Origin of the sequence: Gallintestinimicrobium sp. (assembly GCF_046968865.1) — a bacterium.
GTDB classification, from domain to species: domain Bacteria; phylum Bacillota; class Clostridia; order Lachnospirales; family Lachnospiraceae; genus Gallintestinimicrobium; species Gallintestinimicrobium propionicum.
This window is the reverse complement of record NZ_JBKVPW010000013.1, coordinates 1-14,142: the sequence shown is the minus strand read 5'-3', so window position 1 is coordinate 14,142 and position 14,142 is coordinate 1. Positions and strand designations below refer to the sequence as shown.

General features: G+C 48.2%; 7 protein-coding genes and 1 pseudogene. 3 read left to right on the top strand and 5 right to left on the bottom strand.

Annotated features, from left to right (window positions below; genetic code table 11):
• The first annotated feature begins 53 nt into the window (after positions 1-53).
• Entirely contained in the window at positions 54-1,136 is a 1,083-nt protein-coding gene (locus tag ACLTOQ_RS11595; RefSeq protein WP_412319482.1) for a carbamoyl phosphate synthase small subunit, read from the top strand.
• 3 nt (positions 1,137-1,139) lie between these two features.
• Positions 1,140-4,337, top strand: a complete 3,198-nt coding sequence (gene carB / locus ACLTOQ_RS11590; protein ID WP_412319481.1) for a carbamoyl-phosphate synthase large subunit — start codon at positions 1,140-1,142, stop codon at positions 4,335-4,337.
• 142 nt (positions 4,338-4,479) lie between these two features.
• On the opposite strand, the gene ACLTOQ_RS11585 is transcribed toward carB, so the two are convergent.
• From ACLTOQ_RS11585 to ACLTOQ_RS11575, 3 genes are all read right to left on the bottom strand, one after another.
• Entirely contained in the window at positions 4,480-6,363 is a 1,884-nt protein-coding gene (locus ACLTOQ_RS11585) for an ABC transporter ATP-binding protein (RefSeq protein ID WP_021916236.1), read from the bottom strand.
• Positions 6,356-8,230, bottom strand: coding sequence for an ABC transporter ATP-binding protein (locus tag ACLTOQ_RS11580; RefSeq protein WP_412319479.1), 1,875 nt, complete (start codon positions 8,228-8,230; stop codon positions 6,356-6,358). Before ACLTOQ_RS11580 ends, ACLTOQ_RS11585 begins: the two co-directional genes overlap by 8 nt.
• A gap of 171 nt (positions 8,231-8,401) precedes the next feature.
• A complete protein-coding gene (locus ACLTOQ_RS11575) occupies positions 8,402-9,148 on the bottom strand; it encodes a metallophosphoesterase family protein (protein WP_262585675.1) in 747 nt (248 codons plus the stop codon).
• 312 nt (positions 9,149-9,460) lie between these two features.
• Here ACLTOQ_RS11575 and ACLTOQ_RS11570 point away from each other — a divergent pair, with 312 nt between their 5' ends.
• Positions 9,461-10,720, top strand: a complete 1,260-nt coding sequence (locus tag ACLTOQ_RS11570; protein ID WP_147622923.1) for an IS110 family transposase — start codon at positions 9,461-9,463, stop codon at positions 10,718-10,720.
• A gap of 389 nt (positions 10,721-11,109) precedes the next feature.
• On the opposite strand, the gene ACLTOQ_RS11565 is transcribed toward ACLTOQ_RS11570, so the two are convergent.
• Positions 11,110-12,444, bottom strand: coding sequence for a D-serine ammonia-lyase (locus ACLTOQ_RS11565; protein WP_021916233.1), 1,335 nt, complete (start codon positions 12,442-12,444; stop codon positions 11,110-11,112).
• A 286-nt stretch (positions 12,445-12,730) separates the two neighbouring features.
• A pseudogene (locus tag ACLTOQ_RS11560) lies at positions 12,731-14,142 on the bottom strand (hypothetical protein); the annotation flags it as partial.

Below are 14,142 nucleotides of genomic sequence, written 5' to 3'. Positions count from 1 at the left end.
GACGCCTTTCAGTATTTGTACAGCAAACACAAGAGAATGAGCGAGGTGTACTTATGGAACAAACTGTGTACTTACAGCTGGAGGACGGGACCTGTCTGACCGGAAAACATTTCGGCGCTCCTTTGAAAGAGGACGTCATCGCGGAAGTCGTTTTTACGACGGCTATGACCGGATATACAGAAACACTGACCGACCCCAGTTATTACGGACAGATGGTCGTTCAGACATTTCCCCTGATCGGCAACTACGGCGTCAATCCAAAAGACTTTGAAAGCAAAGGAATTCACATGAGCGCATACATCACCAGAGAATGGTGCCCATGTCCTTCCAATTTCAGATGTCAGATGGATCTTGACGCTTTTTTAAAGCAGCAAAATGTCCCTGGCATCTATGATCTGGATACCCGCTACCTGACCAAGCTCATCCGCGAGCACGGCGTCATGAACGGACGGCTCACATCCCTCCGCCCGGACTCTGCAGCTGTTGAAGACTTAAAGGGCTGGGCAATCACGGACGCGGTAGCACACGTTACCTGCAGGGAGCCTTACCAGATTCCGTCCCCGCTTCCACGCCATCACGTCGTTTTGTGGGACTTCGGTGCAAAACAGAATATCATCCGAAAGCTGCACGCATTAAACTGCGACCTGACCATCGTTCCCGCTTCCACGACAGCTGCACGCATCCTCTCCTATTCGCCGGACGGTATCATGTTGAGCAACGGTCCCGGCAACCCGAAGGATAACCCGGCTATCATTTCCGAGCTGTCTCACCTCTGCAAATCCGGCATACCGATTTTCGGCATCTGCCTGGGGCATCAGCTTCTCGCCCTTGCAAATGGTGCGGACACCGAAAAATTGAAATACGGACACCGCGGTGCAAACCAGCCGGTGAAGGATCTGCTCACCGGCAGGGATTATATCACCAGTCAGAATCACGGCTATGCCGTCAAAAACGATTCCCTCCCGGATAATGCAGTACTTCGTTTTATCAACCTAAACGACGGAACCTGTGAGGGCGTTTCTTATCAGGATTTTCCCGGCTTCTCAGTGCAGTTCCATCCGGAAGCCTGCGGCGGTCCTCATGATTCCGAGTTTTTGTTCCGCGAATTTGTCGCACTGATGGAAAGGAGGGCATAAAGCATGCCGTTAAATCCCAATCTGAAAAAAGTAATGGTAATCGGCTCCGGTCCCATCGTCATCGGTCAGGCTGCCGAATTTGACTATGCAGGTACCCAGGCGTGCCGCGCTTTAAAAGAGGAAGGTCTGGAAGTTGTGTTAGTTAATTCTAACCCTGCAACAATCATGACAGATGCCGCCATGGCAGATCATGTCTACGTGGAGCCTCTGACTCTGGATTTTCTAAAAAAAATCATCAAAAAAGAACACCCAGACAGCATTCTTTCCACCCTCGGCGGTCAGACCGGCCTGACGCTTTCGATGCAGCTGGCAAAGGAAGGCTTTCTGGCACAGGAGGGCGTTACACTTCTTGGCGCAAACCCGGAAACCATTGCCAAAGCCGAAGACCGTCAGGTTTTTAAAAGCACCATGGAAGCGATCCGGGAGCCTATCATCCCCTCTGTCGTTACGACGACGCTTGAAGGTGCTCTCTCCTTCGCGCACTCTGCAGGCTATCCGGTTATCGTGCGCCCTGCCTTTACCCTCGGCGGCACCGGCGGCGGCATCGCTGTTGACGAAGCACAGCTGCGCCAAATTGCTTCCGCAGGGCTCCGTCTTTCCCCGATCACGCAGATTCTGGTGGAAAAATGTATCTCCGGCTGGAAAGAGATCGAATTTGAGGTCATGCGCGACGGCGGCGGAAACGTCATCACAATCTGCTCTATGGAAAATCTTGATCCGGTGGGCGTCCATACCGGCGACTCCATCGTTATCGCCCCTGCGGTCACCCTCGCGGATAAAGAATACCAGATGCTTCGAAGTGCTGCACTCCACATCATCGAAGCCATGGGCATTGAGGGCGGCTGCAACGTACAGTTTGCTCTAAATCCCGAAAGCTTCGAGTACGCTGTTATCGAGGTAAACCCCAGGGTTTCCCGTTCCTCCGCCCTCGCCAGCAAGGCGACCGGCTATCCGATCGCCAGAGTCGCTGCCAAAATCGCCATCGGCTACCGAATGGACGAAATCAAAAACGAAATCACCGGAAAGACGAAAGCATGCTTCGAACCGGCATTGGACTATGTTGTCGTCAAATTTCCGAAATGGCCCTTTGACAAATTCGTGTATGCGACAAGAAAGCTCGGAACCCAGATGAAAGCCACCGGTGAAGTCATGGCTATTGGCAGAAACTTCGAGCAGGCGCTGATGAAAGCCGTTCGCGGAGCAGAAATCTCCCATGACTGCCTGGCAGACGTGCATATGCGCGCACTCGACGACGAAGCCCTAACCGCCAAAATCCTGGCGCAGGACGACGAACGCATCTTCGCTGTTTACGAAGCGCTCTTCCGCGGTTTTTCCATCGAAAAAATCCATCAGCTGACTTTGATCGACGAATGGTTTTTAGCAAAGCTTTTGCATCTGTGCGACCTCGAAAAACGGCTGGAGACAGAGCCGCTCACACATGATTTTCTGCGGGAATTAAAGAGAAACGGTTTTCCTGATAAAACGATTGCACGCCTGTCCGGCAACTCTGCTTTCCCCCACCTTCCGTATTCCTATAAGATGGTCGATACCTGCGGAGCGGAGTTTGCGGCAGAAACCCCCTACTTCTACTCCACCACTGACGAGGAGGACGAGGCTTCCGCTTTTATCGCGGAACACAGCTCCAAAAAGCCCGTCGTCATCGTCTTTGGCTCCGGTCCGATCCGGATCGGTCAGGGAATCGAATTCGACTATGCCTCCGTTCACTGTGTCTGGGCATTAAAGGATGCCGGGTATGAGGTTGTTATCGTCAATAACAACCCCGAAACCGTTTCCACCGATTTCAATACAGCAGACCGCCTGTACTTTGAGCCCCTGACTCTGGAAGATGTCGGAGACATCATCCGTGTGGAAAATCCGGTCGGTGCCGTTGTTGCCTTCGGCGGACAGACCGCAATTCGCTTGACCAAATGGCTTTCAGAAAACAACGTTCCGATTCTGGGCACACCTGCAGACAGTATTGACGCTGCCGAAGACCGGGGGCGGTTTGAAGCTCTCTTAAAACAGCTCCATATCAAGCAGCCCGTCGGAGATACCGTCCACACTGCAGAGGAAGCGATCGAAACAGCGAACCGTCTCGGCTATCCGGTTCTGCTGCGCCCCAGTTATGTCCTTGGCGGTCAGAACATGATTATCGCCTTTTCCGATGCGGACGTAAAAGAATATATGGATATTATTCTTTCCCATATGGAAGGGAACCTCGTTCTGATCGATAAATATATGATGGGCACGGAGCTTGAAGTCGACGCAATCTGCGATGGCGAGGATGTCCTGCTGCCCGGCATTATGGAGCACATCGACCGTGCAGGCATCCACTCCGGCGACTCCATCGCAGTTTACCCTGCCTGGAATTTAAGCCCCGCCAAAACCGCAAAGCTCGTGGACTACTCCACCCGCCTTGCCCTCTCTTTAAACACGAAGGGCTTGATCAACATCCAGTACGTCATCTGCCAGGATCAGGTTTATGTCATTGAGGTAAACCCCCGTTCCTCCAGAACCGTGCCTTATCTGAGCAAAGTCACCGGCATCCCGATGGTCGATATCGCCACCCGCGTCATGCTCGGGGAAAAATTAAAGGATATGCCTTACGGCACCGGTCTTGCCCCGATTTCCTCCTACACCGCGATCAAAGTGCCTGTCTTCTCCTTTGAAAAGCTGTCTGGACTGGACACGCAGCTCGGACCTGAAATGAAATCTACCGGTGAAGTGCTCGGCATCGCACCCACCATGCGGGAAGCGCTCTACAAAGGATTGGTCGGCGCAGGCTACCAGCTGACCGACAAGGGCGGCATCTTCATCACCGTGCGCGACACCGATAAGGATGAAATCCCTGATATTGCACAGCGGTTTGCTGATCTTGGCTTCCACCTGTATGCAACCGCAGGTACGGCAGCTGTACTGCGTGACCACGGCATGCAGGTTACACTTGTCCATAAGATCAGCGAATCCGAACACAACACCATCGCACTTCTGGAAAGCGGAAAGGTCAATTACATCATTTCGACCTCCAAAAAGGGGCGTACCCCTGCCCGGGACAGCGTAAAGGTTCGCCGCAAATCTGTGGAGCTTGGCATTCCCTGCCTGACCAGCCTGGATACGGCAGTTGCCCTGGCGGATATCTTAAAGAGCGGCTTTACGCCGGATACGGCAGAGCTGGTCGATATCTGCACGCTGCAAAAGTAAAGGGAGCGTGCGGAGCGTTTTTATCGTATGGAAACGAAGTTTCCTATACGATGAAAAAAGCTCGGAGCACAGCATCTATTCCTTTGCTGTGCTCCGGGCTTTTCTTTTCAATCTTTTCTACATCCGCGATGGCTCTCCGCCGTCACTCTTCCATCTGTTCCTTATGATATTGCAGCGTATACAGCTGGTAATATCGTCCATGCTTTGCAAGCAGCTCCTGATGCGTGCCCTGCTCCAGAATCTTGCCGTGGGATAGCACAATGATGTTGTCCGCATGCTGAATCGTGGAAAGTCTGTGGGCTACCATCAGCATCGTGCCGACGCTGCGCATTTTTTCCAGGGAATCCTGAATCAAAAGCTCCGTCTCGGTGTCGATATTAGCAGTCGCCTCATCCAGGATCATAACACTTGGTTTGTGGATGATAGTTCGCGCAAAGCTCAGCAGCTGACGTTGTCCGGCAGAGAAGTTATTTCCTCGCTCCCGCACCTCCTCATCCAGACCATGCTCCAGCTTGTCAATAAAATGATCGGCATTCACATACTGGCAGACGCGACGGATTTCCTCATCCGAAATGCCCTCTTCCCGCAGAACGATGTTGCTGCGGATCGTGCCGGAGAACAGAAATACATCCTGCAGCATCTGACCAAAATGCCTGCGCAGGGAAGCGATCTTGATCTTGCGAATGTCGATACCGTCGATCAAAATCTCGCCCTTCTGGAACTCGTAGTTGCGGCAGATCAGGGACAAGATTGTGCTCTTTCCGGAACCGGTCGATCCGACAAACGCCACCGTTTCTCGCGGATTTACATGGAAAGACACACCCTGCAGCACCCATTCCCCGGGAATATAGGAAAACCACACATTGCGAAACTCGATTTCGCCGTGCACCTCTTCCAGCTCTATGGCATCGGGCGCATCTACCAGCTTCGGCTCCAGATCCATGATCGAGAACACCTTTTCCGCAGACGCCAAAGCCGACTGCAGCCAGTTAAACTGCTCTGCCAGGTTCTGGATCGGGGTGAAAAATTTCGAAATATACATATAAAAGGTAACGATCGTTCCGCCTGTGATCGTCTGTCCTAAAAACGCCACGCCGTTTAAATGTCCCATGCCGCCCAGATAAAACAGACATAGGATGGAACAGATGTAAAGCATATACACCAACGGACGAAATACACTGAACACGAAAATCTGACTCAGGTTTGCCTTTGCCTGCGTCTGGCTTTTCTCACGAAATTCCGCCATCTTTTCCTCTTCGCGCCCGAAAATCTGCGTAACCTTGATGCCGGAAAGGTTTTCCGAAAGATAAGTATTGATATCCGTCGTCGCATCCTTTACCCTGCGGTATGCCCGACGGGAAAACTTCCGGAAGATCACTGTAAAGATCACGATGAAGGGAACAAAGCACAGCACCATCAGCGTCAGCTCATAGTTTAAGCAGATCATTGCAATTAATATGCCTACAATAACAAAGGCATTCTTTGTCAGGCTGACCAGCAGGTTCGTAAACATCATCGAAATCGCGTTGGTATCGTTGGTCACACGGGTCACCAGCTTGCCCACCGGAATCTCATTGAGCTGCTCATGAGAAAGGGATTCGATATGGGTAAACAGATCCTCACGCAGATCGGACACAATCCGCTGTCCAACCCGCTGCAAAATCACCGCCTGCAGATAGGTACTTCCCATTGAAAACAGCAGCACCACCACATAACCGCCTACTCGGGCATACAGGGCAGGCAGAACAAAATCACCTGCAACCAGCTCTTCGATATTACCGATGATCAGCGGCGAAATAATGTCATAGGCGATTGAAAACATCATCAGGAACAATACCAGTACAAACTGCTTCCAGTACGGCTTTGCATAGGCTACCAGACGGTGCATAATTTCGCCGTCCTTCATCGTGCGTTCAAATCCCATCTGGGACTTTTTGTCCTTTACCAGCACATAAGCGGCGATCAGAAGCGCCGTGATCGTACCGATGACCGCGCCGGTCAAAAGCAACGGATTTACTTCAATCATGGCTGGCACCTCCTTCGCACTTTTCTACAGACTCCGGCGCATGCTCTGGGGCATCAACGGAATCCGCTATGTCAGACGTCTCTACCGCATCGGACGAATCTGCCGTTTCGTCCTCCAGACGCTGTAAATCTACCATCCGCCGATACTCGGGACAGCTGTGATACAGCGCATCATGCGTACCGACCGCTTCTACTCTGCCATCCTCCAGAAATACGATCTTATCCATCCCCTCCACTGTCGAGATGCGATGTGCGATCAACAGGGTGGTCTTGCCTGCACGGGTGGTCTTTAAGTTATCGAGAATAATTTTTTCAGTACGGGTATCCACTGCAGAAACCGAATCATCCAAAATCAGAATCGGCGCATTTTTTAACAGCGCACGAGCAATGGAAATCCGCTGCTTCTGTCCGCCGGAAACAGTCACACCCCGTTCTCCCAGGATGGTTTCATAGCCCTCCTTGAAATCTACAATATTGTCCCGCACGTCCGCCAGCGACGCCGCACCGTTGATCTGATCGAAAGTTGCATCGTCCACGCCAAAGCCGATATTGTGTGCAATGGTATCTGAAAACAGGAAATTATCCTGGGGCACATAGGCACAGGCATTGCGTACGGAATGAATGGACACGCTGTTCACATCCTTTCCGTCCACAAACAACGTACCATCCGGCACATTATAGGTACGAAGCAGCAGATCTACTACCGTAGTCTTACCTGCGCCGGTTTTGCCTACAATACCGACACTTTCACCGGCAGCTACCTGAAAGCTGACGTCCTGCAGTACATTATAATCGCCGTCCGGATAGCGGAACGTCAGATGCCGGAATTCAATACTGCCTTTTGGATTTTCAAGATTTCCTACACCATCCCGGTCCGTCACATCTACAGGCGCATCCATCAGCTCCGTAATACGATTCAGGGAAGCCTTACCACGGGAAGTCTTTTCAATCAGCATCGAAATCGCCATGATCGGCCAGACGATGGATTCAAAGTAGCCGATGTATTCCACCAGCTGTCCGGCATTGAACTGACCGCCATAAACCAGCCAGCCGCCGTAGCCTAAGATGACGCAGATGACAGATTCCACAAACAGCGTCACCAGCACCTCCAGCAGGGTTGCGATCTTTGTATAGGTAACGTTGATCTCTTCATTTTCACGGTTTAGCTTACGGAATGCTGTCAGCTCCTTAAATTCCTTGACAAATGCCTTGATCACCGCGATGCCGGAAAAGTTCTCCTGTGCAAAATCCGAAAGATCAGAGAAAGCCTTCTGCCGTTCCTCCCAGCGTTTTGTCATCGTCGTACCCATAATAGTGCCGATGCCAAACATGATCGCCGCAGGAATCAGAGCCAGCAGCGTAAGCTTGAAATCCATCCGCCACATTTTGTACAGCGCCAGCAGACCAAGCACCAGAGCGTCGAAAAACATCAGAATGCCGTCGCCGAAGCACTCCTGAATCGTATCCAGGTCATTTGTATACAGGCTCATCAGGCTTCCTACCTTGTTGACCTGATAATACTGCTGCGACAAACGACGGCTGTGATCAAACATTCGCTCCCGCAGATCTGCCTGTACACACACTGCGGAACCGAAAAAGCATACCCGCCATAAAAAGCGCCCGATCACCATCATCAAAACAATCCAGATCATGGGCAGACAGATATTCTGAAACAGTACCTCCCTGGTAAAGGTCAGCGTCTGACCATCCACCACCACTTTTCCTAAGTTCACACCATTAATGACCAGACGATACAGCTCCGGAATCATCAGCTGGGCAATATCGACGATCAAAAGTGAGAGCAGTCCAAGCAGCAGCGCCGGTGCATTTTTCAGATAGTAACGATTGATATACTTGCCGAAAATCACGACTTTCCCCTCCTTTTTCTTTTGTTTTCCCCTATAATATTTTTCCAAAAAGTAAAATAGTCGTACTTTTTAGTATAAAGGATGTAAGAGGGGAAGTCAACGCAATGGGAGAAAAAGAGACTGCCGGATCCGCCTTTTGCGGAAGAAACGGCAGTCTCCTGATATGAAATTTTACAGCGGATCCCTTGAGGTTTTTGCATCACCAAAAAAGAACATAAAATCCTGCAGCTCTGTTCGCATCATCCGGTCATTTTTCAAAAGTCTCTTCGCCTCTGCAAGCTGCAGCGTTCTGTCATAGGCAATGCTTTTGAGCTGTATGTTTCCATCCAAGATTACCGCGTAGTGCGCAGTCTTGTCGGGATCATCCGGTCTTCTGTAGGAAATGCTTCCCGGATTTATCCATTCCATCCCCTCCCCAAGGGTATGAATGCATTGTCTGTGGGTATGCCCAAAAATCAATCGTCGCTTTCCGTCACACTCTGCTCCATAGCTGGCATTCCAATACTGATCAAAGGCATAGCGGCTTTCGACCGTCCCGTAGCCATTGTCGTATTGATGCGCGATTCCATAGCTCCATCCATCTGCCTCAAAATATGCCTTTTCCGGGAGCTGCTTCATCCAATCGATATCTTTTTCACTCAGTCTTTCACAGTTATAATGCACCCATTTGTATTTTCCATCCGCTACATTTGTCCATTCTCCGCTCTCGTAAATATTTATGACATGGCGGTCATGGTTTCCATATACGAGGACTGTATTTTCCAACTGGCGAAACCGCTCCAGGACCTCCCGAGGTGAGATCCCGTAGTCCGTAAAATCCCCTGCGCAGCATAACAGATCATAGTCTGCTTCCTCCCGCAAAATTGTATCCAACGCCCGAATATTTGCATGAATGTCTGAAATTACAAGTACTTTCATAAATATAGCCCGTCTTTCTGCGAAAGACACCAATGCGTCATGAAACACAGGTTCTGTCCTTCGCTATCTAATTTTTTGCCCTTCTGATATTATTTACCTATAAGACTGACACACTACAGAACACGTGGGGGTAAGTGGCGGGGCTGTATAGCGGCGACCTCGTATAAATATTTGTTGTCGGTCATCCGTTAAGGCATCAATGAGTGGCGCATAACAGTAGCCCGTAAACTTATCTCTTCCGAAGTCGACTCGATCTCGCCGGATGACCAGTCACTGTCAGTTTTATAACTATAAATACCAGGAGGTAGTTTCTTGTCATTTAAAATTTTTAAGTTCAACTGTTGTGGACTTGATGTCCACAAAACATGGATCTATGCCTGTATCGGCATCACTGATTCCAACAATCGCACGGAGTATAAGCAAGCTCGCTTTTCTTCCTTTACCAAAGGATTGAATGAGCTGTGTGACTGGCTTGCAAAGTACAACTGTAAAGATGTTTGCATGGAATCAACTGGTAAGTACTGGATCCCTGTTTTCAATATCTTAGAGCAACACAGTTTCTGGGTTACTCTATCCCATCCCAAATACACAAAGCCGATGAAAGGAAATAAGACCGACCGTAAAGATGCCAAATGGATTTGTGATCTTTACATGTGTGGTATGGTCAAACCTTCCTTTATTCCACCTGCTGACATCCGGGAGCTTCGCGATCTTGTAAGATACCGTTTCAAGCTCACTTGTATGATTACTGGTGAGAAGAACCGTGCTCAAAATTGTCTTACCGTGTCTAATCTTAAGCTTGATGATGTATTTTCTGATGTATTTGGTAAATCATCTCGTTCTATTACAGAACATATTTTACAACACCCAGGAGAAAAATTTGATATAGCACCTTTTGTTGATAGCAGATGCAAAACTCCTATCACAGAAATACAGGCTGCTGTTGATGGTGCCATCTCGAAAGAACAGGTTGTAAAACTTAGACAGTGTCTTGACCACATTGATGAACTCAATAAGCACATTTCAGAAGTAGAACAGGAAATCCTTCGTCTCAGTGATAAATATGAGGCTGCTTTAAACTTAATAAGGACTGTTCCCGGATTCAATAAGAATCCGCTGACTGCTATCCAAGTGCTTTCAGAGATTGGTGGTGATATGTCTGTCTTCCCCACAGCAAAACACCTCGTCTCCTGGGCCGGATGCTGTCCCCGTAATGATCAAAGCAATCAAAAAATCAAATCCACTAGGATTTCCCGTGCTGGTTCTTATTTTAAACCAGTTCTGGTACAAGTTGCAAATGCTTTAATCAAATCGAAGAAGCATTCTGAATTTACCAGCCGCTACAAGCGTATCAAAGCACGCCGTGGTCACAAGAAAGCCATCATTGCCATCTGCCGTATGATCCTGACCGCTATCTGGCACATACTTTCAGATTTAAAGCCATATACTCCAGAAGGTTTTCTTGAATCTCGTCCTGTGAAGGAAGGAAAAGTTCTTTCCACTTCACAGGCACTTAATCTTTTGAAACAGCGAGGCTACATCATAAAGGGTGAACCTTTAGCAGTTTCCTGATTAGGTGTTGCGTTAATATTTAATTTTTCAAGCCACCCCAAGGATGGTTCATTTGTTATGATCTATTTTTCTCGGATAACCTCTACTTCTTTGTTTCAAACTTCTATATTCCCTTCTGTGTCAGTTACATAAAGTCAATAGGCATAGTCGGTCAATCCGAATAGGACACCGACCATTTGATTCTCCCTGTTTCTTGCAACAAGACTGATTGATACATGGTCAACCAGCTTTGCTATCCTTTCCTCGAACCGTTCCTTCGGATACTGCGAACCCTAAATCCATATGTTTTAGAAATTCGATATATTCTTTCGAGGATATTGACTCCTTATCTGTAACAATTTTATAAAATAATACGGTTTCAACCTGCTAACAGATCAAAACCGTTTATTTTATTTATCCAGATAAGTGTTTCGATATTCTTCGCGAATTGCCTCTGGCACAAGGCTTCCACCCGTTGCCCATGCAATATGTGTTGTATTTTTCATTTTATCTTTGAGATGATTTTCCAACAGATATTTCTGTGAGATTTCACTTTTTTCCATATATACAGGTCCCTGAAAAGCAGCACATGCACTTGGCTCAAGAAAAATATTCTCTGTTTCAAGAAGATCTCTCATATAATCATACAATTTTCCATCCCTAATGGTAAATTCACCACTGAGCAAATACTTCATAACTCCCCCAACGAATCCTGATGGACGTCCTACGGCAAGTCCATCTGCATGGGTTAACCCGGTAAGCCCAATATCCTGTACAGAAATTTCATGATTTAACCCAGTTGTCATTCCAACCAGCATACAAGGTGCCTGTGTCGGCTCTACAAAGAAACAATGTACACAATCTCCAAATATCAGTTTTAATCCGAAACTCACACCGCCCGGTGCTCCACCTACTCCGCATGGGATATAAGTAAACAAAGGATGGTTGTCGTCTACTGTGATTTTTTGTTCTTCCAATTGTTTTTTCAGACGTTTCGCAGCTACTGCATAACCCAGAAAAAGTGTTCTGGAGTTTTCATCATCTACAAAATAGCTTTTCGGATTCTGATCAGATAATGCTCTTCCGTTCTTTACTGCTTCGCTATAATCAGATTCATACTCTTTTACTGTTACACCATGACTTCTCAGTAAGTCTTTTTTCCACTGTTTTGCATCTGCTGACATATGAACAATGACCTGATATCCTACTGCCGCACTCATAATCCCGATACTCATTCCCAGATTTCCAGTAGAGCCGACCTGAATCGTATAATTTCTAAAAAATTGTCTACATTCTTCACTTGCCAGTTTTTCATAATTATCTTCTTTTTTTAAAAAACCATGCTCTAAGGCAAGCTCTTCTGTATGCTTTAGAACTTCATAAATGCCACCACGTGCTTTTATTGAACCTGCTATAGCTAAATGACTATCTTGTTTCAGTAACAATGTACCTTCCAAATTACTGTTATATTTTTCGTTCAGTAACTCTTTCATTCCAGGAATTGGAGTAAGCACAGATTCAATCATACCATTTCTGTCTTTCGTTTCCGGAAAACATTTCATGATAAATGGTGCGAAACGCTTCAGTCTTTGTTCTGCATCATCTACATCTGCCATTGTTAATTCTATATGCTTCATTGCTTCTTCGCAGTTAGTTTTATCTGGATTTATCCAGAATACTTCTTTTTCATTCTGTATATCCTTTAAAATTGGTACTTTTTTTTCCAGTTCTGCTACATCAATCATTAGCTTATTGCCTCCTTTGTTCCATATCAATGGGTTTTGAAAGTATATCACTTGCACCAAGCCGTAAAACTTTTTGTGCATATTCGAACGAATCATACAGTAACCCGGCAGCGTCAGGACTGCTGTCTGACCACTGCCGGGTTCCCTCTGATATCCTTCTATAAAATTTACCGGAAAATCATCTGTGCAAAGTCTGCAAAGCATGATCTCCACACATTCCAATCATGTCCTCTTTCCTGTTTCTGTCATGTCTGTTTCCAAATACCAGTACCTATTATATCAGTTTTTATTTCGTTTGTAACCGGGTAAGAATACTGCTTATATCCATCTTCTTTTCGACTGCAGTAAACGCAACGTTCTCTCCATCGTGGATGAGGCTCCAGATTTCTCCGTATGCCCTCTTTTCAAGAAGCTCCGAAAGGAGGAAGGTGGAGATTGCTCTCTTTGTAGCGAAGATAATCCTTCTCACGCCCTGTTTTCTGAGCGCTTCGATGTCCTCCATTTTTCCCGTCAGCATGGCAAAATCGGAATCCGTTGCAATTGCCAGCACGTCTTTCTTCTGCGCGGTAGCAAAAATCATGGCTTTTCCGTCCTGACCTACTACCTGATAAAAATGTCCTTGTACGGGAGCCTTGTATCCTGTGCTTTTTCCATTTCCCTGTACCGGCTCTGATGCAGATGTCTGCATTCTGTATTCCACAGGTGCTGCGGTTTCACCGGGAGATGTCGGCTGTCCGGAACCCAATATAGTGCTCGTCGGTTCATCCTTTGTCATATCCGCACCGGGTGCGTAATATTCAATTTTACCTGTCGTCAGGTTGGAGGTATCCGGCTCTGTCTCCGCACCGTTTACAGGAATGCATGGTTCGGGATAGTCTCCATTATGGCTGCCGCCGTTACCGATTCCTGCGCCTGCTCCATCCCCTTCATCTGCTGGGCCGCCTTGTACCTTCAGCGTTGCATCTCCTGAAACAGTGATCTTTTCTCCATTTTTTCGTAAGCCGCCGCCGATGCCTGCTCCATTGGTGCCGCCGGCCGCTGTGACCTCGCCGTCGGTGATGGTGATGTTTTTGCCTTCGCCGTGGTCACCTCCACCAATGCCTGCCCCATAATCGCCGCCGGTAGCTGTGACCTTGCCGCCGGCGATCGTGATGTCATTGCCATCTCCAAAGAAACCTCCGCCGATGCCTGCTCCATTGGTGCCGCCGATAGCTGTAACCTTTCCGCCTGCGATGGTGATGTTTTTGCCGCCTGCACTGAAGCCTCCACCAATGCCAGCCCCGCAATCGCCGCCAGTAGCTGTGATATCGCCGCCGGTGATGGTGATGTTACTGCCATTGTCTGAGTCGCCGCCGCCAATACCAGCCCCGTAATTGCCGCCGGTAGCGATCAGCTTGCCGTTTTCATTTTCATCCGTAATGGTCATTTTACCGTCATTGCTCTTTTCCAGACCGGCATAATTCCTACCACTCTGAAGGGTATTTGTGCCATCCAGCTCGATGTTTACATTGCCCTTTCCATTTGTAGAAACAGCAGCGTCGCTTGTATTGATGTTTACATCGGAGATGGTCACGTTTGCCGTCGCATTCTCAGCTGCATTGATCGTGATTGTGTTGCCTGTCTCTACAGAGCTCTTCCGCTGTGTAATCACAGGAGCCTCATCCGGCACGGCAGAGCCGCTGCCCTGCGTTACCGTCT